Annotated in this window: 29 protein-coding genes; 16 read left to right on the top strand and 13 right to left on the bottom strand. The window is 49.2% G+C overall.

Annotation, left to right across the window (positions count from 1 at the left end; genetic code table 11):
- Positions 1-274 precede the first annotated feature (274 nt).
- Positions 275-946, top strand: a complete 672-nt coding sequence (locus CWI84_RS07000; protein WP_126841869.1) for a hypothetical protein — start codon at positions 275-277, stop codon at positions 944-946.
- 87 nt (positions 947-1,033) lie between these two features.
- The gene (locus CWI84_RS06995) at positions 1,034-2,308 is read left to right on the top strand and encodes an anti-phage deoxyguanosine triphosphatase (protein ID WP_126841868.1); all 1,275 of its coding nucleotides are present in this window, start codon (positions 1,034-1,036) and stop codon (positions 2,306-2,308) included.
- On the opposite strand, the gene CWI84_RS06990 is transcribed toward CWI84_RS06995, so the two are convergent.
- Both CWI84_RS06990 and CWI84_RS06985 read right to left on the bottom strand, forming a co-directional pair.
- Complete coding sequence (locus CWI84_RS06990; protein WP_126841867.1) at positions 2,309-2,905, bottom strand: response regulator transcription factor; 597 nt, start codon at positions 2,903-2,905, stop codon at positions 2,309-2,311.
- 3 nt (positions 2,906-2,908) lie between these two features.
- Positions 2,909-3,997, bottom strand: coding sequence for a sensor histidine kinase (locus CWI84_RS06985; RefSeq protein ID WP_126841866.1), 1,089 nt, complete (start codon positions 3,995-3,997; stop codon positions 2,909-2,911).
- 142 nt (positions 3,998-4,139) lie between these two features.
- Between CWI84_RS06985 and CWI84_RS06980 the strand changes: the two genes are divergently transcribed.
- The 13 genes from CWI84_RS06980 (at position 4,140) to CWI84_RS06920 (ending at position 13,914) form a co-directional block, all read left to right on the top strand.
- Complete coding sequence (locus CWI84_RS06980; RefSeq protein ID WP_126841865.1) at positions 4,140-5,036, top strand: ABC transporter ATP-binding protein; 897 nt, start codon at positions 4,140-4,142, stop codon at positions 5,034-5,036.
- Positions 5,036-5,770: an ABC transporter permease gene (locus CWI84_RS06975; protein WP_126841864.1), complete on the top strand. Its 735-nt coding sequence runs from the start codon at positions 5,036-5,038 to the stop codon at positions 5,768-5,770. The genes CWI84_RS06980 and CWI84_RS06975 overlap by 1 nt, the downstream gene beginning before the upstream one ends.
- 63 nt (positions 5,771-5,833) lie before the next feature.
- Positions 5,834-6,202, top strand: coding sequence for a VOC family protein (locus CWI84_RS06970; RefSeq protein ID WP_126841863.1), 369 nt, complete (start codon positions 5,834-5,836; stop codon positions 6,200-6,202).
- An 8-nt stretch (positions 6,203-6,210) separates the two neighbouring features.
- A complete protein-coding gene (locus CWI84_RS06965) occupies positions 6,211-6,399 on the top strand; it encodes a hypothetical protein (protein WP_126841862.1) in 189 nt (62 codons plus the stop codon).
- Between the two features lie 90 nt (positions 6,400-6,489).
- Positions 6,490-7,461 (top strand): octaprenyl diphosphate synthase, encoded by a 972-nt coding sequence (gene ispB, locus CWI84_RS06960; RefSeq protein WP_126841879.1) that lies wholly within the window; start codon positions 6,490-6,492, stop codon positions 7,459-7,461.
- A gap of 87 nt (positions 7,462-7,548) precedes the next feature.
- Positions 7,549-7,860, top strand: a complete 312-nt coding sequence (rplU, locus tag CWI84_RS06955) for a 50S ribosomal protein L21 (RefSeq protein ID WP_126841861.1) — start codon at positions 7,549-7,551, stop codon at positions 7,858-7,860.
- Between the two features lie 15 nt (positions 7,861-7,875).
- Positions 7,876-8,133: a 50S ribosomal protein L27 gene (gene rpmA / locus CWI84_RS06950; protein WP_126841860.1), complete on the top strand. Its 258-nt coding sequence runs from the start codon at positions 7,876-7,878 to the stop codon at positions 8,131-8,133.
- A 107-nt stretch (positions 8,134-8,240) separates the two neighbouring features.
- Positions 8,241-9,410: an Obg family GTPase CgtA gene (cgtA, locus tag CWI84_RS06945; protein WP_126841859.1), complete on the top strand. Its 1,170-nt coding sequence runs from the start codon at positions 8,241-8,243 to the stop codon at positions 9,408-9,410.
- Positions 9,411-9,423: 13 nt separating this feature from the next.
- Positions 9,424-9,915 (top strand): type 3 dihydrofolate reductase, encoded by a 492-nt coding sequence (gene folA / locus CWI84_RS06940; RefSeq protein ID WP_126841858.1) that lies wholly within the window; start codon positions 9,424-9,426, stop codon positions 9,913-9,915.
- A gap of 119 nt (positions 9,916-10,034) precedes the next feature.
- Complete coding sequence (locus CWI84_RS06935) at positions 10,035-10,409, top strand: DUF3718 domain-containing protein (protein WP_126841857.1); 375 nt, start codon at positions 10,035-10,037, stop codon at positions 10,407-10,409.
- Positions 10,410-10,551: 142 nt separating this feature from the next.
- A complete protein-coding gene (locus CWI84_RS06930; RefSeq protein WP_126841856.1) occupies positions 10,552-12,009 on the top strand; it encodes an alpha/beta hydrolase in 1,458 nt (485 codons plus the stop codon).
- A 25-nt stretch (positions 12,010-12,034) separates the two neighbouring features.
- Positions 12,035-12,769, top strand: coding sequence for an ABC transporter ATP-binding protein (locus CWI84_RS06925; protein WP_126841855.1), 735 nt, complete (start codon positions 12,035-12,037; stop codon positions 12,767-12,769).
- Positions 12,769-13,914, top strand: coding sequence for an ABC transporter permease (locus CWI84_RS06920; RefSeq protein WP_126841854.1), 1,146 nt, complete (start codon positions 12,769-12,771; stop codon positions 13,912-13,914). Before CWI84_RS06925 ends, CWI84_RS06920 begins: the two co-directional genes overlap by 1 nt.
- Before the next feature lie 10 nt (positions 13,915-13,924).
- On the opposite strand, the gene CWI84_RS06915 is transcribed toward CWI84_RS06920, so the two are convergent.
- The 7 genes from CWI84_RS06915 to folE2 form a co-directional block, all read right to left on the bottom strand.
- Positions 13,925-15,256 (bottom strand): NAD(P)/FAD-dependent oxidoreductase, encoded by a 1,332-nt coding sequence (locus tag CWI84_RS06915; RefSeq protein ID WP_126841853.1) that lies wholly within the window; start codon positions 15,254-15,256, stop codon positions 13,925-13,927.
- Between the two features lie 2 nt (positions 15,257-15,258).
- A complete protein-coding gene (locus tag CWI84_RS06910; RefSeq protein ID WP_126841852.1) occupies positions 15,259-15,822 on the bottom strand; it encodes a GNAT family N-acetyltransferase in 564 nt (187 codons plus the stop codon).
- Positions 15,822-17,204 (bottom strand): adenosylhomocysteinase, encoded by a 1,383-nt coding sequence (ahcY, locus tag CWI84_RS06905; RefSeq protein ID WP_126841851.1) that lies wholly within the window; start codon positions 17,202-17,204, stop codon positions 15,822-15,824. Before ahcY ends, CWI84_RS06910 begins: the two co-directional genes overlap by 1 nt.
- A gap of 49 nt (positions 17,205-17,253) precedes the next feature.
- Complete coding sequence (locus tag CWI84_RS06900) at positions 17,254-18,264, bottom strand: adenosine kinase (RefSeq protein ID WP_126841850.1); 1,011 nt, start codon at positions 18,262-18,264, stop codon at positions 17,254-17,256.
- A 79-nt stretch (positions 18,265-18,343) separates the two neighbouring features.
- The gene (locus CWI84_RS06895; protein WP_157981006.1) at positions 18,344-19,273 is read right to left on the bottom strand and encodes a cobalamin biosynthesis protein; all 930 of its coding nucleotides are present in this window, start codon (positions 19,271-19,273) and stop codon (positions 18,344-18,346) included.
- 117 nt (positions 19,274-19,390) lie between these two features.
- Positions 19,391-19,972 (bottom strand): DUF2726 domain-containing protein, encoded by a 582-nt coding sequence (locus CWI84_RS06890; protein ID WP_126841848.1) that lies wholly within the window; start codon positions 19,970-19,972, stop codon positions 19,391-19,393.
- A 92-nt stretch (positions 19,973-20,064) separates the two neighbouring features.
- Positions 20,065-20,991 carry a GTP cyclohydrolase FolE2 gene (folE2, locus tag CWI84_RS06885; RefSeq protein ID WP_126841878.1) on the bottom strand — a complete coding sequence of 309 codons (927 nt, stop codon included), beginning with the start codon at positions 20,989-20,991 and terminating at the stop codon, positions 20,065-20,067.
- Positions 20,992-21,219: 228 nt separating this feature from the next.
- Between folE2 and CWI84_RS06880 the strand changes: the two genes are divergently transcribed.
- Positions 21,220-21,567 carry an Hpt domain-containing protein gene (locus CWI84_RS06880; RefSeq protein ID WP_126841847.1) on the top strand — a complete coding sequence of 116 codons (348 nt, stop codon included), beginning with the start codon at positions 21,220-21,222 and terminating at the stop codon, positions 21,565-21,567.
- Here the strand turns inward: CWI84_RS06880 and arcA are convergent.
- The 4 genes from arcA to CWI84_RS06860 all read right to left on the bottom strand — a co-directional run bounded on the left by arcA (position 21,564) and on the right by CWI84_RS06860 (position 25,619).
- A complete protein-coding gene (gene arcA / locus CWI84_RS06875) occupies positions 21,564-22,283 on the bottom strand; it encodes a two-component system response regulator ArcA (RefSeq protein ID WP_126841846.1) in 720 nt (239 codons plus the stop codon). The two genes, CWI84_RS06880 and arcA, sit on opposite strands and share 4 nt — an antisense overlap.
- 132 nt (positions 22,284-22,415) lie before the next feature.
- Positions 22,416-22,913 carry a YfiR family protein gene (locus tag CWI84_RS06870; protein ID WP_126841845.1) on the bottom strand — a complete coding sequence of 166 codons (498 nt, stop codon included), beginning with the start codon at positions 22,911-22,913 and terminating at the stop codon, positions 22,416-22,418.
- Complete coding sequence (locus CWI84_RS06865) at positions 22,913-24,541, bottom strand: ATP-binding protein (RefSeq protein WP_126841844.1); 1,629 nt, start codon at positions 24,539-24,541, stop codon at positions 22,913-22,915. Before CWI84_RS06865 ends, CWI84_RS06870 begins: the two co-directional genes overlap by 1 nt.
- Positions 24,542-24,623: 82 nt before the next feature.
- Positions 24,624-25,619 carry a class I SAM-dependent methyltransferase gene (locus CWI84_RS06860; RefSeq protein WP_126841843.1) on the bottom strand — a complete coding sequence of 332 codons (996 nt, stop codon included), beginning with the start codon at positions 25,617-25,619 and terminating at the stop codon, positions 24,624-24,626.
- Positions 25,620-25,652 lie beyond the last annotated feature (33 nt).

The following is a 25,652-nucleotide window of genomic DNA, read 5'->3' as shown; positions in this document are numbered from 1 at the left end:
AGAGGAAGCCTAGGTATGTTATTCAAAGAAAACCGACCGAGGCCATCAAGACCAAGGTCGGTTAAACTATCCAAAACCCGCTATCCGGTGAATCGCAATGCTGCTCCGCTTAAGTGAACAGCATTGCGCGGTTAGGCGGGCTTTTTTGTGCCTACTATTTGAACAGTTCTTGGCGCCTCAAAATAACAACGCATACTAATTTACCCTTGATAATCCTCATAATATGGCTAACCTTGATGTCAGTGGAAGCATTTCGTAAATAGGGATAAATAATATGGACGTATCAAAACCGCTGTCTAAAAAGCGGGTTGCGAGCATTGCTGTGGTCGTTGGTGGCATTGTCGCCTTAATAAAATATGTGTTGGAAGGGCGGCTTTCGGAAACGGTTGTTGACCCTCAGATGGGTTTATTTTCGCTTTACTCGCTTATCTCTAGCATTGCTATCGGCGTATTGCTGGCAGCCGCCATCTATCTGGCCGTAAGGACTTGGCAGAACCATTACAGCTGGGTCGCTGCGGCCTTTACTGTTGTTGCATTAGCACTGGTAGGGTTCAGCGTTAAAACAACGGTCGATACGCTGCAAATTAATACCGCGTTGCTAGATGCGGCGAACCCCGATACACCAACGGAGCGTTTGCGGGAACTCGCGCAGTCGCATTTGAATGTTGGCTACGAGTTACAGAATCGCCTAGCGAAAAATCCGAATACACCGGCAGATGTATTACAAGCATTGTTTACCGAAAATACCGCTATGTCGACCCGACTGATATTAGCCAGCAACCCGAATACACCGAATTCAGTGCTCATAAGCTTATCCGAAAGTCATCCACGAAAGTGGCACGATAGAGTGATCGCAGCACTAAAGAGCAACCCAAAAGTGCAAAGCAATGAACTCAGTTTTACTCCCTCAATGACGCTTCAGGAGAATAAAGACGGTAAAGTGTAATCGCGTTGTGCTAAGTGGATGGCAGCCCAGCGGTGAAGCTGGTAGATTGGGACTAACATTTTTAATCAGCTTCACGCCTTTTACATTATGCAGCAACGCCGTTCACAATCTTCCTCAGCTTTCAATGCCGATACGTCCGACAGCCCCGCGCAGCGGGATCGGGCGCGGCTGATTCACTCGGCGGCCTTTAGGCGCTTGCAATCAAAGACGCAGGTGCTGAGCGTTGGCGAAAACGACTTTTATAGAACGCGTTTAACCCATACCCTGGAAGTAGCCCAAATTGGCTCGGGCATTAGCGAGGCGTTGCGCGATAAATATCAGCAAAGCAGCGCAATAACTCAGGCGCTGCCGTCGTTCTTTCAAATAGAAGCTATCTGCCTAGCGCACGACATCGGTCATCCGCCGTTTGGGCATGGAGGCGAGGCCGCGCTGAATTATTTTATGCACCGCCACGGAGGCTTTGAAGGCAATGGCCAAACCTTGCGTATTGCTGCGCGTCTTGGCGAATATTCACAAAATCACGGCTTAGATCTAACCCGTCGAACCTTGTTGGGTCTACTTAAATATCCGGTATTACATCGGCAGGTGGCTAAACAGCCAGAGCCTTGCGCCAGTACGGTAAATTTAGACGCCTATAAACCGCCGAAGTGTATTCACGACGACGAAGAGGATATTTTAGCGTGGATCCTTGAGCCGTTTGCCGCTAAAGACCGTGAGCGTTTTTGCCAAGTGCAAAACGGCCGTTCCCAATACAAAGCATTCGATACCTCAATCATGGAGCTGGCTGACGACATTTCTTATGGCATTCACGATCTCGAAGATGCGATAGCGTTGCAGTTGTTAACCGAAAGGCAGTGGCAGCACGATGTGATTGCCCAGCTTCCGGCTACGGGACCACTCTCCGAGAACCCTCAGTGGTATACCGAGCAATTGTTTTCCGGTTGCGAGAATCAACGGAAATACGCCATCAGCAGGTTAGTCGGACAATTTGTGCCCGCCATTGAAGTGCGCGAACAAGGACTGTTTGGCTCGGCATTACTGGATTTACAAGCGTTCTTACCAGAATCTTTTGAAACCACTCTGGCGTTATTGAAAACGGTGGTATTTGACCGCGTTATAAAAAGTCCCTCGGTGCAAGCGCTGGAATACAAAGGGCAACAAATGGTGTTGCGATTGTTTGAAGTATTGCGCGAGAACCCGAGTCGACTTTTACCAAAGGCGGTGCTCGCCGAATTCGAACAGAGCCATAATCCGTCTCGAGTGATTTGCGATTACCTTGCGAGCATGACCGATCAGTATGCTAACCGCTTATTCACAAAACTGTTTAATCCAGAGATGGGATCAGTATTCGACCGCGTGTGACTACAGCCAACCGTTTTGATGAGCAATTCGCGCGGCATCAATGCGATTTTCCGCATGCAGTTTACTGATAGCATTGGAGAGTATATTGCGGGCGGTGTCTTCGGCGACAAATAAGGTCGCGGCAATTTTGCTGGTGGTCAGGCCATCGCTGGCGAGTTTCAGTGCTTTGCGTTCTTTTTCGCTTAGCGGATCGCGGTTACCCAGCGCTTGCAATAGTAATTCGTTGTTAATGACCCTTTGCCCAGCAAGCACACTGCGCAATGCCTGCAGTAGTTCTTCTACGGGGGCGTCTTTCAATAAAAAGCCTTTGGCACCAGCATCTAAAACTCGCTGTATATAACCGCTTCGATTGAAGGTAGTAATAACCACTACGGGGGTTTGCGGTTGGTATTGCTTAACCCACTGAGTCAGCTCAATACCGCTGATTTCAGGCATCTCAATATCGGTGAGCACTAAGTCGAACGCCTGTGCCTTTAGCTGTTCTATAGCCATTTGGCCATTTTCTGCTTCAATCACTTGCGTATCGTCTTGTAAGCGCAATAGGTTGGCTAAGGCGTTGCGTACCATGGTCTGATCTTCGGCAAACAGAATTTTCATCGTTTAACCCTCGCTAGCCAAAGCAGTTGAGTGCATGCGGATGGTGAATGTGTAATGCCGACTGTCGCGCTCAATCGCTAAATCTCCTTGTTGCTCAGCCAGGCGCTCTGCTAACCCGGTTAATCCATTACCGGGAATAATTTCAGCGTCGCAGGGGCCATCATCGGCTACAGTGATGGCATGTTCAGCACCATTTTGGCTAAAGCTGATCGTGAAATGCTTTCCACGACTATGGCGCAACGCGTTTGTGGCGAGCTCTTTCAAGGCAAATATAAGAGTTTGTTCTTGTGCTTTAGGAAGTTTCGGCACGGTGCCCTGCACACCTGTGATAAAGCCCGCCTCTGCGAGCGTCGCTTTCAGCGCATCAAGCTCCTCTTGCAGGCTGCGATGGCGATACCCAGCAACACTTTGGCGTACCTGAGAAAGCGACTGTCGCGCCACGCTGGCTAATTCTTGTAGCTGGGTTTTAGCCGCCGCCGTGTCATTACGCTTAAGTAATTCTTTCGCTAAATCTGCTTTGAGAATAATCGAGGATAGCGTGTGGCCGAGCACGTCATGCAGGTCGCGGGCAATACGTTCACGCTCTAGGGTACTGGCTAAGCGTTCTATTTCCGCATTACTGCGTTGTTCACGCTGGCGGTTCAAGCGTTTGCTGCGCTCAACCATACCGAATATCGATACGCCAGCTACCACCACCACGCCGTACTGCAAGAATAGTTGCCAGCGCACACCAATAAATTGGTCAAAGATGAGGAGTAGCGCTAATAACGCAGCAATGCCGACAATTGCACTACGCGTTCGGTAAGCAAAGCCCATAAAAAAGCCAGCGTAGGCAAACAAGGCAATAGAGCCGCCGTTTAACGGCGTCATTGCACAGGCGATGGCTACCATTATAAGGATCGGAAGCCACATATTTTCGCTACTGCATCGGTAAGCCCAAAAATACACGGCAACAAACGCTCCCAACGCAGCTAGCATAATGACTAGCTGCATAGCACTGTAGTCGAAAAAACCCAACGGCAGGAGGAAGAAGCCAAGGTTAAACAGGTAAACCCACGCCAGCCGATTTTCTAATTTCAATGATGCGTTCATAGCCTCGATTATGCCCAGCCTTTATTGCTCTTGCTAGTGACAATTGTCACGGCAATTAACTGACATCAGGCACTGCCACTAAGCCTTGAGCCGTTCCACAATACTGGAACCGAATGATCGAGCGAACAGCAAAGGAAAGAACATGAAAACCCTTTTAGCGGAAATGCAACAACTCAATGCCGGATATGGCTCACAGGCGGTTTTAGAAAACGTGAATCTGACGATCGCCGCGGGTGAGGTTGTCGCCGTTTTAGGTATTAACGGTGCTGGAAAGACCACCCTCATCAAGAGTCTACTTGGGCTCATGCCTTACCAGTGTGAACACTTTTCGTTGTTGGGATACCAGCAACATGACCAACGGCGAGCTGCCAATATAAAGCAACAGTTAGGCGTCATGCTCCAGCTTGGCTCGGTATCCGCAACACTAACGGTTGCCGAGCAGTTATTGGTTTTTCGCCATTATTACGCCAACCCAAAATCGTTAGCAGAGTTGCTTGAGATTGCCGACCTTGAAGCGGTACAGCATCACCGCTGTGGAGATTTGTCCGCTGGCCAGCAACAACGGCTGTTACTTGCACTCGCATTGTGCGGCAACCCACGCTTACTATTTTTAGACGAGCCTACGGTAGGTATGGACATCCATGCGCGCCGTCGCTTGTGGCAACAAATCGCCGAATTACGACAGCAGCAAGTAGGAATGCTATTAACCACACATTATTTAGAAGAAGCCGAGCAGCTTGCTGATCGTGTTGTGGTTCTCCACCAAGGTCGCGTCATTGCCAACGATAGTGTCAGCTCACTCAAGTCACGACTGAATTACCAACGCATTCGTTGTCGTTCGAGTTTATCGCAGCAACAGCTTTGGCAATTGCCCGGCGTGGTAGATGTCAGCAGTGAGCGTTTACTAACAATTACCAGTAAGTCAGCACCAGATACGTTGCGAGCGTTACTAAATCAAGACCCGGATTTACAAGATTTAGATGTGCAGATGTTGTCGCTAGAGCACATTTTTTTACACCTCACAGGAGGGCAAGCGTAATGAATACCGTATATTTCAGCGAAACGTACTATGATCTTAAAAGTCTGCTACGGACACCGTCCTTTTTTATTCCGTCGCTGGCATTCCCGTTAGTTTTCTATATTTTCTTTGGCATTATTTTGCACTTCTCCCAAGGTCATCCAGGCTATTTGTTGGTGGGATATGGCTGCTTCGGAGTCATTGCGCCGGCATTGTTTAACTTTTCGGTGTACGTGGCTACCGACCGAGCTAAAGGCTGGTTAACACTTAAGCGCTTATCGCCCATGCCGATGACCGCGTACTTGTGCGCTAAGTTATTGAGCAGTTTGGTGTTTGCCGTGGTCATCTGGGCGTTGTTGTTGCTCCTTGCCACAACTGCTGGCAAGGTGACGCTTGCTCCGAGCCAATACCTGCTGTTAACTGCTATTTTATTGCTCGGCGTCATTCCATTTGCGTTGTTGGGGCTGTTGCTGGGGTTAACCTTTGCCGAGCGTTCAACGCCAGCCATCGCCAACCTCATTTATTTACCCACAGCATTTTTTGGTGGGCTGTGGATCCCGATCATGTTGTTCCCTGAAGCGTTACAAAATGTGGCCCTATGGTTGCCGACATTTCATTTTGCGCAATTAGCGTTCGCGGTGATTGGTGCGGATGAGGGGATTGCATGGTACTGGCATGTCGGTTATTTGCTGCTGTTTAGTGTGGTTATGGGCGCTGCAATTCGCTGGCGCTGGCAGACACTTTCAGGCGATTAGGCTACGCTTAGTTTCTAGAAAATAATAACGGCCAATAGCGGCGACAAAATCCGGAGAAAAGTGATGGCAAAAGTACTAGGGATAGGTGGCGTTTTTTATACGGCTAATGATCCAGAAAAGCTGGGGGCGTGGTACAAAGAAGTGTTAGGAGTGCCGTATCAACCTTGGGGAGCGCAATTTAACACCGCGGATTACCCGCAGCAGGCGTATAACGTTTGGTCGCTTTTTCCTAAGGATACGAAGTACTTACAACCGTCGCAACAACCATTCATGGTGAACTTTGTGGTTGACGATGTTGATGCGTTACTCGATAAGGTCGAGGCCGCTGGCGGACAGAGAGTTGACCAACCGCAACAGGATGAGTTCGGTCGTTTCGGTTGGTTTCTCGATCCGGAGGGCAACAAAGTCGAGCTTTGGCAACCACCGGTCTAGGAGGTGTTATGAGAATTTTAGCAATGTATGGCAGTGCGCTACTCGTTGTCGCCAGTGTAGCTGCTTGTAGCACCACTGACGAGCAAGCCGAACTCCACAAGGAGGCAGTGCAAAAGTGTCAGCAACTGCCTGAGCCCGACCGCACAGAGTGTATGAAGAGTATTCCCTCCAAATACGACGAAAGTGCGCAAAAATAAGAGCGTTAGAAAGGGCTAGCAATAGCCCTTCTTTACAAAATCATGTACCATTCTGTCTCCTTTAACCAGTCGCAAACCTCATTCAACATGATGGATATGCCGTCGATAAAAGCACTGACGCATGAAGACATGCAAGGTGTTAACCGAATTATTGCCGACCAACTGCAGTCGGATGTCGCGTTGATCAACCAACTTGGCCTTTACATTATTAATAGTGGCGGCAAACGCTTGCGCCCATTGTTGGCGGTATTGGCTTGCCGAGCATTGGGTTATCAAGGCTACGACCATTGTAAACTGGCGACCATTATTGAATTTATTCATACCGCGACGCTGTTGCACGACGATGTTGTGGACGAATCTTCATTGCGGCGTGGACGCGAAACCGCGAATGCGGTATTCGGTAACCAAGCCAGCGTGTTGGTGGGAGACTTCCTCTACACCCGAGCGTTTCAGCTGTTAGTCGAGCTAGATGATCTGAAAATTCTTAAGGTGATGGCCGACGCGACCAATGTCATTGCTGAGGGCGAGGTGTTACAGCTAATGAACTGTAACGATCCTGAGACCACCGAAGTGCGCTATTTTGATGTGATTTACGGTAAAACCGCGAAGCTTTTCGAGGCTGCGACAGAACTGTCCGCCATGCTAACGCAGCAATCTGAACAAACCATCCAACAAATGGCGGATTATGGGCGCTATTTAGGTACGGCTTTTCAGTTGGTCGATGACCTCCTGGACTATGTGTCGGATAGTGAGGCAATGGGGAAGAATGCTGGCGACGATTTAGCCGAGGGCAAACCGACGCTACCGTTACTTTACGCCATGTGGCACGGTTCGGATGCTGAGCAACAGCTCATTCGGGGTGCGATAGAACAGGGCGACGGACGTCAGCACTTGCAGACGATTTTGGCAGCGATGGAACGTACCGGGGCGCTCGATTACACCCGCGCTAAAGCATTGCAAGCAGCAGAGCAAGCGCGGCAAAGTATCGAGGGTCTGGCGGAATCTGAACATAAACAGGCACTGTTGGCGTTGACCTATTTAGCGGTCGATCGGGTGGCGTAAAAAGCGCTTGCGATCATTCTGGGGATTGCGTACAATTCGCGCCCTAAATTTGAATTTAGTCCCCTTCAAGGGTTGTGGAGAAAGACTATGTACGCAGTATTCCAAAGTGGCGGTAAACAGCACCGAGTGTCTGAAGGCCAAATCGTCCGCCTGGAAAAACTGGAAGCAGCTACCGGTGATGTAGTTGAATTCGACCAGGTATTAATGGTGTCTAACGGCGACAGCGCAAACATTGGCGCTCCGTTTGTAGACGGCGGTAAAGTAACGGCAGAAGTGGTAAATCACGGTCGCGCAGACAAAGTGAAAATTGTTAAATTCCGCCGTCGCAAGCACTCTCGCAAACAGCAGGGTCATCGTCAGTGGTTCACTGAAGTGAAAATCACTGGTATCAACGGTTAATTAAGGAGTAACGACATGGCACACAAAAAGGCTGGTGGTTCAACCAAAAACGGTCGTGACTCAGAAAGTAAACGTCTGGGTGTTAAACGTTTCGGTGGTGAGTCTGTATTAGCTGGTAACATCTTGGTTCGTCAACGTGGTACTCGTTTCCACGCGGGTGACAACGTAGGTATCGGTAAAGACCACACCTTATTCGCAACTGCGGAAGGCAAAGTATCTTTCGACGTGAAAGGTCCGCGCAACCGTAAGTTCGTAAGCGTCATCACAGACTAAGCCCGATAGGCTAGGTCAAGATAGCGTAAGACCCCGCCAATCGGCGGGGTTTTTTCTATGTGCTACGCTGAAATACAGTCACAATTAAGGGTTAGTGAGCAACCTCGATGAAATTTGTAGATGAAGTAGAAATTCGTGTTGAAGCAGGCGATGGCGGTAACGGCTGCGTTAGCTTTCGGCGTGAAAAATACATTCCTAAAGGCGGACCTGACGGCGGCGATGGTGGCGACGGCGGTGACGTATACCTCGAGGCAGACGAAAACCTCAATACCTTAATTGACTACCGTTTCGACCGTTTTCACCGTGCTGAGCGCGGCGAAAACGGTATGGGAAAAAACTGTACCGGTAAGCGTGGTCAAGATTTAGTGTTAAAGGTTCCAATGGGAACGCGCGCCACCGATATCGATACTGGCGAAGTGTTGGGTGATCTAACTCGCCACGGGCAACGCTTAATGGTTGCCAAAGGTGGTTTCCACGGGTTGGGTAATACACGCTTTAAAAGCAGCGTGAACCGCGCACCACGACAGAAAACCGAGGGCACGCCGGGTGAAATTCGGCCGCTAAAGCTGGAGTTGATGCTACTGGCAGACGTTGGTTTGTTAGGCATGCCGAACGCGGGTAAATCGACTTTTATTCGCTCCGTCTCTGCGGCGCGCCCGAAGGTAGCGGATTATCCGTTTACCACTCTGGTACCAAACTTAGGGGTGGTGCGTCCTGCAGCGCATAATAGTTTTGTTATCGCCGATATTCCCGGATTGATTGAAGGTGCAGCCGATGGCGCGGGGTTAGGGATTCAATTCCTAAAACACTTAGAGCGTTGTGGCTTGCTGTTGCACTTAGTCGATTTAGCCCCCTACGATGGCACTGACCCGGTTGAACAAGCCAAAATCATTATTTCTGAGCTTGAGCAATACAGTCCGAAGTTAGCGCAAAAGCCACGTTGGTTAGTACTGAACAAAGTCGATTTATTGTTAGAAGAAGAACTGCAAGAAAAAGTCGATGAATTGGTGCAAGCGTTAAATTGGGAAGGGCCTGTGTTTACCATCGCGGCGTTGGAAAGTCGCGACACCGATAAGCTCTGTTTAGCAGTGATGGATTATTTAGAATCGTTGCCAAAAGAAGACGAGCAACAAGCGGTGACTAACGAGCCGGTCGACTTCAAGTGGAACGACTACCACCAAGAGGTACTTGAGGAATTCGACGACTTCGGAGAAGATGAAGACGACGATGATGATGACGATGACGACCACGGCGTAGAAGTCATTTACCAAAAATAATCAAGGAAGCGCTATGACTACGGTGTCGTTGATCGCGGCGATGGCTGCTGATCGAGTGATTGGCAAAGATAACGATATGCCATGGCATTTGCCTAATGAGTTGCAGTACTTCAAGTCCATCACTATGGCTAAGCCGATTATCATGGGTCGTAATACCTTTGAATCGATTGGAAGACCTTTGCCAGGCCGAAAAAATATCGTCGTGTCTCGCTCGCAACCGAGTCACGACGGTGTAATCTGGGTTTCTGGCGTCGAGCAAGCGTTAACGGCCGCCGGCCCGGTTGATGAAGTTATGATCATTGGCGGTGGAAAATTATACGAAGCGTTTATTGAGCGTGCCGATAAGTTATACATCACAGACATTGAATTAACCGTGGCTGGAGATACTTTTTTCCCTGATTACCAAGCGTTAGCTGAATGGGACGAAATTGAAAGTCACTATCACGCAGCAAAAGATGTTAATGATTTAAGCTTTACTACGCGCGTTTTACGCCGTAAACGTTAACAATTTGTTATTAAAAATATATTCAATATCAAGCAGTTAGAATAATTTTATGTTTGCTGAACTTGCCAAGACGTAGTATTATGCTGGTGAAAAAGTGAACAGTAGTAAATGGGGGCATCATGAAAAAACTACTTACTGGCGCAATCGCGCTTAGCCTAGTGGCGGGAAGCGTTGTTATCGCTAAGCCTGCTAAGGCTGACCAACTGGCACTAAGCTTGTGCACATACGTCCAAGGTGACGACACTATGCGTATGCGAAAGAAATTACGCGACTCACGTGTTCGTATCCGCGACATTTATTCTAAAATCCAATGTAATGGACAAACCTTGTTACAATTTGCGATGAGTAATGGTTCGAACGACATTGGCACCTTTATGGTGGGTCGTTTATCAGTAGACGATTTGAAAGCAATGAATGATTACCAATGGGCACAGAGTAACGGTCATGCAGGCTCGCCTATTGCTGCCGCAATTAAAGAGCGTGCAGGTCTGTAATCTTAGCGACTTGATTGCGCGAAAAACGCTGGGCCTGTCCCGGCGTTTTTTGTATCTGTTAACAGTTTATTTACAATATTAACTTGTAAATCTTCACTTAAATCCGTACAAATAGCCTATCTAAACAAGCAGGCTATTTCTCATGAAAAAATTCGGGCTGCTGATCATTACCATTGTGATTAGCGTCTTTACAATACCAGTGTTCGCTCAGTCTGAAACAGCGCTAAAGAGCATCACTGAGTCATGTTTTGTGAAGGGCATAGACGACCGTCTTCGTTGTGGAAAAATCACCGTTCCTGAGAATTATGAACAACCGAACGGGCGGTTGATTCCTATTAATTTCGTTATACTTCCAGCAGTGAAAGAGGGCGCTCAACCGGACCCACTGTTGATTCTTGCCGGAGGGCCCGGTCAAGCTGCAACAGAACTCACGCCGATGATCGCGCGTATTTTTAAACGCATTCGTGAGCGTCGCGACATCCTACTGATCGATCAAAGAGGCACAGGTCAAAGTCACCCGTTGTCATGTGACATTTCCCATCCAGATGAATTGGTGACTGCTGATGATGACCAGCAGTTGGCAGAGATGGCGAAAGCCTGCAAGCAGCAATATCCTGATACGGATTTTCGTCAATATAATACCGTTAATGCGGTACGCGATTTCGAACGCGTCCGACAAGCGCTCGGCATTAAGCAGCTCAATCTTTATGGCGGCTCATATGGTACCCGCGTGGGGCTAACCTATTTACGTGAGGCGCCTGAGGCAATACGTACCGCCACTCTGGATGCCGTTGTACCTAATACGGCGGTGATTGGTCCATTTGGCAAAAATGGATCTCTCGCTTTTCAACGGATGCTAGAAGATTGTGCCAACAGCCCACAATGTAATGCGACCTTTCCAACGCTAGCTGAGTCCTACCAAGAGGTAATGCAGCGTCTGAACGATGAGCCGGTGATGCTAAATGGTCGCGATCCACTCACCAATCAGCCACAGGATCTATTACTGACCGCTGGACGGTTTTCTTCAATGGTGAGAATGGGGTTGTATAGTCCGTCCACTCGCCAACTATTGCCATTTGTTATTGATTCAGCGGCCGAGGGTTACTATAAACCAACGCGCGGGCTTCTCGGTAGCTCGATAAATGAATCTACGCTGTATTTAGGCTTAACCTTATCTGTGGTTTGCAGTGAAGATATGCCACGCGCAACCGAACAGTTGTTGGCGGAAGATGGCGATAATACCTTTATAGGTTCACGCACAGCAGATGCCTTTATCGAATTGTGTCGCTATTGGCCAAAGTTTGATGCACCTGCGGCGTGGGCAGAGCCTGTCAGCAGTGACAAACCGGTACTGTTATTATCGGGCGAGCTCGATCCAGTGACGCCGCCACAATGGGCCGCCAAAGCTGCTGAAACGTTGCCGAATAGCATCGAAGTGATTGCCCCTTACGGCGGCCATACCATTGCTGGACACACCTGTGCAAACCAAATTGTCGCGCAGTTTGTCGAGCAAGGAAGCGGCGCCAAACTCGATACCCAATGTTTGAGCAAGGAAAAAATGCGCCCTTTCGTGTTAAACAGTAACGGCGCAGGCTTATAGCCCTGCGCTGGCTCAGAGGTGCCCCGTGATAGACGTACAACAATTATCAAAAAGTTTTAAAACGGTTAAAGCGCTGGACGAATTAAGCTTCACTGCAGCGGATGGCGAGATCACAGGATTACTCGGTCCCAATGGCGCGGGTAAAACCACGTGTTTGCGAATCATCTACGGTTTGCTTAAGGCGGATACTGGCACGGCAAAAATCCAAGGCATTAATGCCAGTGTGGAACCTATTGAGGCGCGTAAACAACTCGGCATTTTTCCGGATAAGTTTGGCCTTTATGAGCGCCTGACGGCGCGCGAGCAAGTGCGCTATTTTGGCGAATTACAAGGTCTTACTGGCGCCAAGCTGACGAACAGTGTTAGCGAAGTCATCGAACGCTTGAAAATGAACGACATTGCCGATCGTCGATCTGCAGGTTTTTCTCAAGGGCAACGGATGAAAGTGGCGTTGGCGCAGGCGATGGTGCATCAGCCAGGACACTTGATTTTGGATGAGCCGAGCCGTGGTTTAGATGTGATGAGTACCCGTATCCTGCGTGACATGCTAAGAGAATTACGCGCGCAGGGAACCTGCATTCTATTCTCCAGTCATGTGATGCAAGAAGTTGCCGCGTTATGTGACCGTGTAGTTGTGATGGCAAAAGGCAAAGTGGCTGCGGTTGGCAGTCCGACAGAACTATGCGAACTAACTGGAGAGTCGGCGCTTGAGGATGCGTTCGTTAAAATTATTGGTAGTGATGAAGGAATTGCGGCGTAATGAGTACCTTACTAACAATTTGGAAAAAGGAATTACGTGACGCGATTCGTGACAAACGCTCAGTGCTTGCAGCGATGTCTTACGCGTTTTTTGGCCCAGCATTAATGGCGGTCGCATTCTTTTTTCTTATTAGCCAGCTAACTGATAAGGAAGATATTGGCATTAACATCCATGGTGCGGATGCTGCACCGGAATTTGTCCAGTATCTGAATCAACAGGGAATTGTTGAACGGGAAAAGCCTTGGCCGAGTGGCACAACCCCCATCGATTTAACCATTCCGGCAAGTTGGGATGAGGATCTACGCCAAGGTAGCCCTGTTGAGCTGACCTTAAAAGCAGACTGGTCTGCACAGAAACAACAGTCAGATTTGGAGCGGGTAGAACAGGCTATTCGTAGTTATGGAAGTCAAATCGCTGCGTTCAGACTATTGACCCGTGGTATCGACCCGCGGGTGGTCACGCCGTTACAGGTAAATAAGCAAGATCTAGCCACTCGTGGCTCCAAAGCTGCACTTATTATGGGCAGTGTGCTGGTGTTTATTTTGATGTCAGTATTTTGGTCAGGCATGAACGTCGCAATCGATATCAGCGCCGGTGAACGAGAACGTCACTCACTGGAGTTCTTGTTAACGCAACCCACGTCTTCATTTAATATTGTTACCGGTAAAGCGCTAGCTGCTTCAACCTTCGCGCTGTTTGGTGCTTTACTAACACTGGTGATAGTGCCGGGGGTATTTGCCTTTGTTCCGCTCAGCAAAATTGGGATGAGCCTATCGTTTGCGCCGCATATGTTATTGACCATGTGGCTGTTGTTGGTGCCTTTGGCATTGTTAGCTGCGGCGTTACAGTTATTCGTGTCGTTCCGCGCGAAAAACTTCAAAGAAGCACAAACCTACATTAGCTTTTTGTTGATTGTGCCAATGGCCGCGGCCTTCGGTGTGGAGTTTGCTAAAGTGAAAACCCCCGCACTGTTTTATCTCCCGCTTACCGGTCAGCATCAAGCGTTTTTGTCGATGATTCGCGGCGAGGATGTGAATTGGCAGGCGGCGTTGATTTGTTCCGTAATCACCCTTGCTGCAGCAATCGGCTTATATCGAGTGATTGCGAAGATGCTGCGCAGCGAAAAAACGGTATTCGGCTTGTAATAGACCGACGCTAGCGCCAATCGCCGTCTTTGATCCGGCCATAATGGTAGAATAGCCATTGTCCGAGCCTACGAAAACGTGCCATAGGGAAGCGTTTGAGTGGGCTTTGATAATAGGGTAGCGCCGGTAACCGTTGTGCCATTGCAGCGTCTGCTAGGCGCTCTCCGGCAACACTGGTAAAACTAACACCTGCACCACAGTAGCCCATTGCGGCGTATAGGTTATCGTCAATTGCGCCGATCCGCGGGTAGTCATCCAGTGATACGCTAACCCAACCACTCCAAAAGTACTGCCACTCGGTAATGCGGCGCAACATTGGAAAGCTCTGCCACATGGCGTGCAAGAGCCGTTGCGCAAACACTGGGTCGTCAGCGTTTTTGCCCTGAATAGCGCCGCGCCCTCCGAACAGTAAACGCCCGTCAGGTAACAGTCGGTAATAGTATTTGAGTTCGCGGGTATCCATCATCACGTTACCAGGAACTAACCCCGTCGCAGCAATTTCCTCAGCGGTTAAAGGCGCGGTCACAATAACACTTGAGAGTACTGGCAAGCTGCGGTTATCTAACCGTGCACAGAGACCCTTCGGGGTATAGGCATTCGTCGCAATACACACTTTGCCCGTCTGTATAGTGCCTCTCGAGGTCGTTACACGATAGCCTTCGGCAGACCTATCAAGCGCGATCACTCGCGTATTATCTACCAACTGCGCGCCACTGGATGCCGCCTTTCTAGCCGTTGCCGCAGCCAGCAACAACGGGTTTAAGGCAAAGCAATCGCTAAAGTGCAACGCGGCATGGGCCTGCTGCGAATGAATAACACCGTTAATCTGCTCCGGCTCAATAAATCGTACCGCAGGATCGAATTGGCGTAGTGTTTGATATTGCTGCCGCAAAGCTGCAACCGCTTGTGGCCGGTGCGCAAGCTTATAGTAGCCTCCTAGTTGCGCTTGCAATTGCTCAGGGCATTCGCTGCGGCGTTGCTGAAGTTTTTCTAAGCCATATTCATGCTCGGTCAATATCTGCCTAGCTGTGTCGGTGCCATAACGCGTTTGCCAGTCGGCCAGACCTAAGCGGCCAGTACTTTTCATCACAAAACCCGCATTGCGACTGGAACAGCCCCAGCTCAGATGGTTGGCTTCAATCACCACCACGCGTTGTTGATATTTTTCCGCAAGCGTAATCGCAGCGTTAAGACCGGTATAGCCCGAGCCGATAACAACAACATCGGCGCTATCTGGCAGGTTGCTGGTCTTTGGCCATTGCGGTTGGCTGTGGTGATGCCAATAACTGTCGGCTAATGGCTGGGCTTCTCCGGGGCTGGCATCAATGAGTGGATCGTACATAATCAGAAGGTCAGTAGCATTTCGCCTGCCGTGCAAAAACAAACACCATCGCACACAGGGCAATAATAACCATCTTCGATAGACGCTTTATACCAGCGCTTATCGTGTTCTTGAATCAGCTCACCGCCGCACTTGGTAAAGTATTCATAGGCACTATTTTTCGGGCTTTGCATCCAGATATGCGCTAACCCCGCTTCACAGCCAAGCGCTTTTGCGCCATCAATGCTGTTCATCAGCAAGGTTTTGCCAATACCTAAGCCGCGACGATGTTCTGCAACTGCGGCACATTTGAAGTAGCAGATCTTTGCTAATGGAATATTCCATTCTTCGGGCGTACAGAAATTATCAATTTGCCATTGTCCCGGTGCAAAGGTTAAGCGGATACCAGCAACTTCACCTTCAACCTCCGCTAACCAGCATAGGTTAACGCCTTGCTGTTGACCCCGTTGCAGATAGTCAGCTAAAGATTCTTCGGTGAGGTAGTTGTCACCGTGAACTTGGTTGCCCAATGCAATAACGGCTGCAGAATCAGCAGCCGTTATTGGACGATAAATCACTTCACTCATTAGTAGCGATACTCGTCAGTTTTAAATGGACCATCAACGTCTACATGGATGTAGTTTGCTTGGTCTTGGGTCAGTTTGGTGATAACGCCACCGAAACCTTGAACCATATACCGTGCCACTTCCTCATCCAATTGTTTCGGCAACACTTCAACGCGCAGTAATTCCGTTTTGCGCTCAGCAGACTGTGCCGCATACGCTTGTTCGAACAAGTGAATCTGCGCCAAAACTTGGTTGGCAAACGAACCATCCATTACTCGGCTTGGGTGACCGGTAGCATTACCCAAATTCACTAAGCGGCCTTCGGCCAATAGCAATAGATAATCTGCAGGGTCATCCGAGCGATAAATCTGGTGCACTTGTGGTTTAATTTCTTCCCAACGCCAGTTTTTGCGCATATAGGCCGTGTCGATTTCGTTGTCAAAGTGGCCAATGTTACAAACCACGGCTGTCGATTTCAGTGCGGCAAGCATGTAACGGTCACAAACATTCATGTTACCCGTCGTGGTAACAATCAGGTCCGTATTCGCTAACAAGGCTTGGTTAATGCCTTCACCATTACCCTTGTTCACTCCGTCAATGTAAGGCGATACGACTTCGTAACCATCCATACAGGCTTGCATCGCACAAATCGGATCGATTTCTGCAACTTTTACAATCATGCCTTCTTGGCGCAAGCTTGCCGCAGAGCCTTTACCCACATCGCCATAACCAATCACTAACGCTTTTTTGCCTGACAATAAGTGGTCGGTAGCACGTTTAATCGCGTCATTGAGCGAGTGACGACAACCGTACTTGTTATCGTTCTTAGACTTGGTCACTGAGTCGTTAACGTTGATAGCGGGCACTTTTAGCGTGCCTTGCTTCAACATGTCTAACAAACGATGAACGCCGGTCGTGGTTTCTTCGGTAATACCGTGGATATGCTCCAGCATTTCCGGGAACTTGTCGTGGATCAGTTGGGTGAGGTCGCCGCCATCATCCAAAATCATATTGGCATTCCACAGTTCGCCGTCTTTTTTACAGGTTTGCTCTAAGCACCACTCGTATTCATCTTCGGTTTCGCCTTTCCAAGCAAATACCGGAATGCCGGCGGCTGCAATAGCGGCTGCGGCGTGGTCTTGGGTCGAGAAAATGTTACACGATGACCAACGAACTTCTGCACCCAGCTCTAACAAGGTCTCAATCAGCACCGCGGTTTGAATGGTCATGTGAATACAGCCAATGATGCGGGCGCCAGACAATGGCTTGCTTTGCGCATACTTGCGACGAATGGTCATCAACGCCGGCATTTCTGATTCCGCAATCGCAATTTCTTTGCGACCCCAGTCAGCCAATGAAATATCAGCGACTTTGTAATCGTGTACTGGATTATTTAAACTCATGCGTGATTCATCTCTCTTCGCTAAATCAGTTCTATGGCGCAGCTAAGGGTTACGCCACTGTCTCGTTGAACAGGCGTGATAGCAGTGCCTGTTGCCGTTCTTTGCTCAAGCGCGCACCGAATTCGGTAACGAGCTCTGCAGCCGCATGGCTCGCCAGTGTTCCAGCGTCGGCCAGCGACATACCACGGGTTAGTCCGTAAAGCATAGCACCGGCGAACATATCTCCGGCGCCATTGGTATCGATAGCTTTTACGCGCACGCCAGGAATATGGACTTGTCTGTCGCCATCACTCAGCAACGCGCCTTCGCGACCTAAGGTAATCGCTACCGTGTTTGCCTTTTCTAGCAGCTTAGGCAAGGCTTTTTGCGGATCGGTCTCGCCGGTAAGGTGCTCGGCTTCTTCTCGGTTGCAGAACATCACGTCTACGCCACCGTCAAGAATCTCGTCGATGCCATCTTGAAAATACTTCACCATTGCTGGATCAGAACAGGTCATCACAATCTTAGTACCGTGCTCGCGTGCTACGGCTTTCGCGCGTTTAATGGCTTCGCGGGCGATCGGTGAGGTGATCAAGTAACCCTCAATATACAGGTACTGTGCTTGTGCAATCGCTTGCTCGTCGAGTTCTTGCTGCGATAAATCCGCAGTTATACCCAAGAATGTGCGCATGGTGCGTTCGGCATCGGGTGTTACCATAACCAAGCACCGTCCGGTCTTGCCGTGGTTATCCTGTTGCTCAAGATTGGTACGGATGCCAACCGTTTCTAAATCGTGTTGATAGAACGCGCCGGGCTCGTCGTTAGCTACTTTACAGCAGTAAAAAGCTGAACCGCCGAACTGTGCAAACGCTACTAAAGAATTTGCTGCCGAGCCGCCACCACATTGCTTCTTTAACTCGCCGTTTTGGCTAAGTTCTGCAATAAGCTTGTCTTGGTCTGCTTCATCAATAAGGGTCATTACGCCTTTTTCGATGCCATGCCGCTGCAGGAATGCTTCCGACACTTCAAATTCTTGGTCAACGAGCGCGTTACCAATTCCGATCACATCAATGGATTTCATAATATTCGTGTGTTGCCTATTAAGGTGCATAGTATACCCAAACCTTAGCCTCGGGTCGATGCACGATCACGCCGCTTTGTTAAGCTTGTATAGATCGCAAAAGCAATTCAACGAATAGGGCGCTGGCGGCAAGCAGCAGCAGTAAAACATCGCTGAGCCAGGACCACTGCCAAAGTTTACTGGCTGCTTGTTCTGCCGAGATACCGGCAAAACGTTGCCGCCAATAGCGATGACCGCGATATTTGAGCGGCCCCCCCAAGCCAAGTTGTGACACTCGGCTAACACAAAATAGTAGCCATGCTTGCGGCCTAAACCAGCCGTTATGGGGAATGTGTTTAAACCGCACAGGTTTGCGCCCGCGAAGCAGGGCATAAAGCCACAACAGCATAGCGACAAGGGTGTAGGGAATAGCGTGTAGTAAGCGGAAAAGGATTTCATTGGCGAGCGAAAATTGCCGAGTAAGACTTTGCTCATAAGGCCACACTCTGCGTAATTCGCTGCTCAGCCGAACCACAAGCACCAGTAGTGGCCCACCACTGAGCCAACCTAGGGCGACTGCGAACTGCTTTTCGACCACCCCAAAAACGCGTAACTCCGCGCAGGTTTTAATTAACCCTTGCGCACTCAGGCTGTCGGTATCGCGTAACACTTCGCGCCCTAATAGCGCCCGTGCGGCGCGCTTGTGGCCTTTTGCTGTTGCTTGTTCTACCCAACGTAGCTGTTTGCGCTGATGTTGGTTGCGCAGACACATCCACAACAATAAAAAGCCAATGGCGTCAGGTAATTCTGCGCCCAACCAAATAATCACTAAGGGTAAAACTATCAGCAATAGCACTAACAGTAATGCCAACAGTCCGGCAAGGCGTTGTTGCGCCGCGCCGTGTTCGGCTTTATTCACTTTTTTGCCAAGGTATGTAGCAAACAATCGCACCCAGGTCAGTGGGTGCCATTGTTCAGCAATCGGTATTAAGCGTTCTGCTAGAAGTGCCAGCACAAGCAGTGCGGGCATGGAGGTCAACAACGCGAAGCTGGATTCGGACATAACGGAGTTAGCAGGTCACAGTAGGCCAACATAGCGTTGATTGTGCCACGCCTACTGTGCAGACTCCAACATCGCTGGCGGATTTTACGCAGCAATCGCCGGGTTATGGTTATTGTCAACGTCGTGTTGGCTCTCCGCCCTCTGCTTAGGACGCGGCACTGCCGCTTTAAGGTGTTCAGCCTGACGAATTTTGCCGTTGATATAATCGTGTAGGTCGGCTACGCGATAGCCTGGTTTGGCTTTAAAGCGAAAGAACGGCACACCGGCAGCGCTCAATGCATTTTTCAAGAACCAGTTACGCTTCTGTTGGTTTGACGAAGGTGTTGCAGGCTCTAATTCTATCGCCGCTTTTACGGCCATGGTTTGCCGATCGCAGAGTACAAAGTCCAATAACTTTTGCCCAGCTTTAGCTTCGGCATCGCGCTTAGCGTTGCGGGATAGGCCTTTACGTACCGTAACAATATCGTTTAACCGAACTTTCACAAAAATTCGATAGTCTTGCCCAACCGCTTTTTCCAGTAGTGTCAGGAATTGGTCTTCATGGGCGCTGCATAGCGTCGCTTCGCGCTGCTTGTAAGGGTAGGGAACGTAGTTCTCCGATAATCGGCTGGCAACCACAGCAACAGCGATTAACGTAACAACGAACAGCAGTAAAAGAATTTCCATGATGACACCTCAGCAAAAATTTGACAGAGCACTTGCTAACTACCGTTTAACTAAGCAAGTGCTGTGCCAATTCGGGCGTCAAAAATTCTTCGTTACGAGGTGAATCCGCCAACCACACCTTTGGTGGTAATGCTAACGGCATCGTGCGCGTGCAGTGATTCGTAGTGATTGACGCGAACCCAAAAGTCCGTGAAAACGGGCTTACTGTTTAAGGTGTGCTGTAACCGTCGACCTGCGTCCTCACAGAACATCAAGTTTTGACCGTTTAAGCGAGCAAACTCTTGTTCATCTTCGCGCTTAACCGCCGCTTGCACAGGGGTTTGCAACGCATCTTCTATGGCATCGATGAGTTCAATAATCGGGAATTCCGATAGGTCATCGCTTAATGCTACCTTCACTTCCGCAACAGAGCGCTGGCTGTGAGGCGTGGCAACGATACCCTCGGTTGTGCCTAGCCACTCATAAATTTGTTCAGCGTCGACCGCTTGCTCACCCTCGAAGCGTTTAGCAAAAGCTTCTTGGATCAGTTGCCGTGCTAATGCGGCAGAACACGGGCAGGTTGATGAATACGGCACATCAACTTTCAACTCTAGCGACAAATGGCCGTGGTCATAACGCCCGACCAGCGTAACGGGGTAGGCTTTCCAGCCCTGTTTTTTACTGATTAACGATTTACGACGCAAGTGGTAGTCAAATTCGAATTTGACGTAGGCTTGGTCACTAATATCTTCGTGGCTAGCAATAAAGTCGAGTAATAGCTGCTTCAAGCTGTCGTGACTTAACTCACCTTCATTAGACATTTGGTCTAATAGCAGGTAAAGCCGTGACATGTGAATGCCTTTGGTTTTCGGATCCTTAAGATTGACGAACGCCTCAACGTGAGCGCCAACCGGTCTTTCCGGGGCGCCAGAAGCGGCAATCAATAAAGGGACTTCGATATTGCTCATACCAACCCAGTCCAGGGTTCCCTCTGTTTGGGCCTTGGCTTGATTGGCAACGTCGGGCATGGTTGTAGGCATTCGTTTAGAACTCCGAGAAATCGTCAGTGTATCAGGCATAATTGCAAAACCGCCATTATAACGCAGTTGGGAGTGCAGTTTCACTTCGAATGGCAACTTTTTAATCAAAGTCGTCATTCCATCCGCTTTGCGGTACAGTGCACTCTTCGGTAATCGCAGGGATGGTTGCCAACTTTTACGCTGTAAAAATTTATTTGGATCCACCGAGTTATTGAGAGAGAGCAAAACATGACGCAAGCAACGGCTATTGATACCGAACTACTCGAACAATACGCACAGGCCTTGGGCGTCGAGGGTTTAGCGCAAACGCTGGAGACTTTTGATAAGGTCATTGAGGGTTATTGGGCGATTTTGCTGCAAAGCTTTGAACAAAAAAATGATCAAGCACTGCGCCAGCAGGCACATAAAGTGAAAGGCGCTTGTCGTTCACTGGGAATGCTAGGATTAGCTGAACCGATGGAGGCAATCGAAAAGAACGATTGGCAATGGCCAGAGGCTGAAACGCTATTACAGACATTTGATAGTCGCCTCGCACCGCAGCGCGAGGCCGTCGTGAAGTGGTTACAACAGCGTTAAGTGTCGCTGCTTACATCACCAACAAAGCGATAACCTTCACCGTGGATAGTGGTGATCAGGTTTGGTGTCTGCGGGTGTGATTCGAAATGGCGACGAATACGACGAATCGCAACATCCACGGTACGGTCATTAGGTCGCAATTCGCGGTCTAGCATACGTTTAACCAGAGTCTCGCGGTCGAGAATTCGACCTGGATTCGATAAGAACAGCTCGAGTGCACGATACTCGCTTTTCGGTAACCGGAACATTTTTCCGTCAGGTGAGTAAAGGCAACGGCTGTCACCATCTAGGCGCCAACCATTAAAGTGAAACTGGACACTGCCGGCTTCAATAGATGCCGGGCTCTTACTGGCTTCAATCCGCCGGTACAAGTTACGCACCCGGATGGTCAGTTCACGCGGATTGTAAGGCTTGATCAAATAATCGTCAGCACCGAGCTCCAGTGCCAAAATACGATCTTCTTCACTGTCACGACCGGTGAGGAACACCAACCCGATGTTATCACGTTCACGCAGCGATTCGGCGAGTTCGATGCCGTTTTTGCCTGGCAAGTTAACATCCATGATCACCAAATCCACTGCTTCTTGGCGCATGATATTTTCCATCTGCAAACCGTCGGCTGCATCAAAAACTTCGTAACCCTCTTGTTGGAAAAGACGGGTTAACGTTTGGCGAGTTATGACTTCGTCTTCAACAATTAGCAGTTTGGCGCTCATAAGTGTGAATTTCCTAACCAGTGTCATCTGCCGCGAGGCAAGCTAAATCCATTATTGATAAACCTAACATTATGACTTTTGTAAGGTATTTTGCAAGCAAAGTCGCTTTACTTGACGTTTATTAGCAATAATTTATTGAATTTCCGCTATTTCCAAAACCTGTGACGTTAACTGCACATCGCTTAATTTTAACAAGTTGCCATTAACGACCATTTTTATCCCTTGATTTAACGGCTCAAGCGCGATTAATCCACCGAACGACAGGAAAGCACGATTTTGACCCACCGTTAAGGTGCGTCGACTGAGGCGCTCCAACTGGCTGCGCCAGCTATGATCGATCTGCGGCGCTTTAAAATAGGCAATGGCGCAGGCATCAGCATTCTCGAATAGCTCGGCGACTGAGGCAAACCGTTTTATTGTCAGCCGCTCGGCTGTTAATCCAGGTGCGCTGTCGGCTGTTGCAACCATGCACAACTGAAAAGGCTTGCTTGGCGTTTTGTGTTGCCAGCTTAAAAAGTGCGCGAGGCGTTTGATATGAGCGAGGTAGGGGTCGATTGTATCGGCACTACTGGCTAATGGCGTTAGACTAAGACAAGCGAACATTGCAATAATCAAGCGTCGAATCATCATTAACTGGCCTCGCTTGCATGCTCAACAACAGTGACGGGAAAGCGAATAATAAACTCTACCCCGTGTTCCTCCTCACTGAACAAGTGAATATGCCCACCAAGCACTTGCGTCACCAAGTTATAAACTAAGTGCATGCCTAATCCGCTGCCGCCTGAACCACGTTTGGTAGTGACAAATGGGTCGAAAATGCGGCGCCGGATATTGACCGGAACACCGCGCCCATCATCTTGATAAACCAATTCAAGCTCGCCGTTGTTGATAGCGAAGCTAACATGGATCTTACCTTGTTGGCGGCCATCAAAACCATGCACCATCGAGTTCAAAATGAGGTTCATCATAATCTGATTCAGTGGGCCGGGTTTAGTCTCAATAACGAGGTCATCGGCACACTCAATTTCAATCGGAAAATTCTCAGCGGGCTTCAAACGAGGTCTTAATGACAGTAAAACGTCATCCATAAACTGACAAAGGTTGATTTCTCGGTCGACTTCGGTTGATTGGTCCACCGCCACTTGTTTGAAGCTGGTAATCAGTTCCGCCGCACGATTCAGGTTGCGGTATATAATCGCCAAATTATCATCGCAGTCATTGAGGAAGCGCTCGAACTCTTGCGTCGAGATTTTGCGCTCATCGAATTTCTCTTGCATCACTTTGAGTTTATCTTGCAGCAGAGTGGACGCCGTTACAGATAGGCCGATGGGTGTGTTTACCTCATGCGCAATACCCGCCACCATATCGCCCAGAGAGGCCATTTTTTCTGATTCAACCAGATGGCTTTGGTATTGGTGAAGCTGCTCTAAGGTTTTCAACAATTCCCGGTTTGCTTCTTTTAACGCTTGGGTACGCTGAGTAACCTGTTGCTCAAGCTCGGTGTTTAAGGTCGATGCCTCTTGTTCAGCCTTGCGTTGCCGAGCGATATGTTGTTGTACGCGATCAAGCATGGTGTTAAACGCTTGGCTCATGCTGTTCAGTTCGAGTAATGCCGAGGCTGGCAAGCGTAGCGAGTAATCTTTATCGCGCGCCACCTGCTGGATAACGCCTACCATTTTATCTAACGGTTTAGTAATGGAACGGCGCAGTTGCAGGGTCGCTAACACGCTCAGGGTAACGGTTAGTACAAACACCAGCATTGCCACCAACAACGCGTTTTGCCAAAAGCTACTGACTTCGTCCATAGAGCCGCGCAAATAGACGTAGCCAATAACATTATCATCAAGGGTAATGGGCTCGGCTACTTCCACGTAATTATCTTCGATGTTTGCCTGCGTTAGTTGTTCTATTTGGGCGAACTTCGCTGGGATGGGAGCAAGACCTTGTTTGTTGTAACTGGCAAAAAAGCTCAAATCGCTGGTGACATCATCCACTCGATAGATGTGCACATGTTCAATAAATGGACTATTGCTAAGCGATTTTAACCGTTGTTCCTCAGTCGATGTGTCGTCGAACACGACGCTACTGACCGCGTTAAATGAGGTGATTTTGGCATAGGCTTGGGCGCGCTGAATGATCGACTGCTCATAACGTTCGACTTGGCTTAAAATATTGATGCTAAACGCGAGTAACAAAGCACATGATGTCACCAATAGGACAATCATGAGCAAACTGCGTTTAATCGAACTAAACTGCATGATAGTGACGCAACCTCGGCGAATTGATATTTTTAGAATAGAAATGTTAGCAAAAAGTTACAACCTTTTGTTACTAAGCACATCACTTTTTTACACCGTATACGGCAAAACGTGGATTAACTGCGATAGTATCCACCGCACCAAAGGTTTCCGCGAGCTTTTCTGGCCATGGCAAAAACCGGTTTGCCACCAGTAATAATTGGCCACCTTTACGTAAGCGCTGGTGCGCCGAGTGAATCAGTCCTTCGGCAACGGAGTAGTCGGTGGCAAGCCCTGTGTGAAAGGGCGGGTGGCTAATGATCAAGTCGACAGTGTCCAGCGTTGGGAATCCGTCTCGTAAATAATATTCGGCGCTAATACCGTGCTCGCGCAGGGTGTGCTGTGCGCAATGTAACGATAACGGATTAACATCGGTCAAGTGCAGGTCAAGCGTTAGTGCCGCGTTCTTTTTTGCTAACGCCAGGCTGAGCACGCCGTTGCCACAGCCAAAATCTACCACTTTTTGTGCCTTTGAGAGCTGCGGTAAATGTTCAATGAGCAGTGCCGAACCTTCGTCGAGTTGTTTTTGCGAGAACACCCCCGGGCCAGAATAAAGGCTTCCTACTGTGGTCTGTATGCGTTGCATGGGGTATTGCGCTGGCGTCGGCTGTGATTGTTCAAGGCGGCACTCAAACAATTTACTGTGCTCGCCGGAGGCGATAGCACGGCAAGTACTGTAGGCTGGCGGTAATTTTTTCACCAAACTTTGCACGCCGCTGCGTTTCTCGCCAACCAACCAAATAGTGGTCGCGGCCGGGAGCTGCGCCAGTTGCGCTAAAACCCACTGATTGACCTCGCGCTCTTTCGCCACATACACAATGACATGTTGAACCTGACTTTGCGGCAGCTCGACACAACAATGGCTGGTTCTACCATTTTGTTGCCAGAGTGCGGCAACGCCCGCATGAAACCCCCAATAATGGCAATGCGCAGAAGTGGCCAGGGCATCGTCTAGAGGATTAACCACAAGGCAGGCTTGCTCAAGCCACGGGTGTTCAGATTGGCGCAGAAGTAATCGTGAAGGGGCAGATGGTGACACAACAAAATCCTATGTTGAGACAGCGAACAGTTT

This window comes from Idiomarina tyrosinivorans (assembly GCF_003987475.1).
GTDB lineage: Bacteria > Pseudomonadota > Gammaproteobacteria > Enterobacterales > Alteromonadaceae > Idiomarina > Idiomarina tyrosinivorans.
This window is presented reverse-complemented; position numbering and strand designations above follow the sequence as displayed.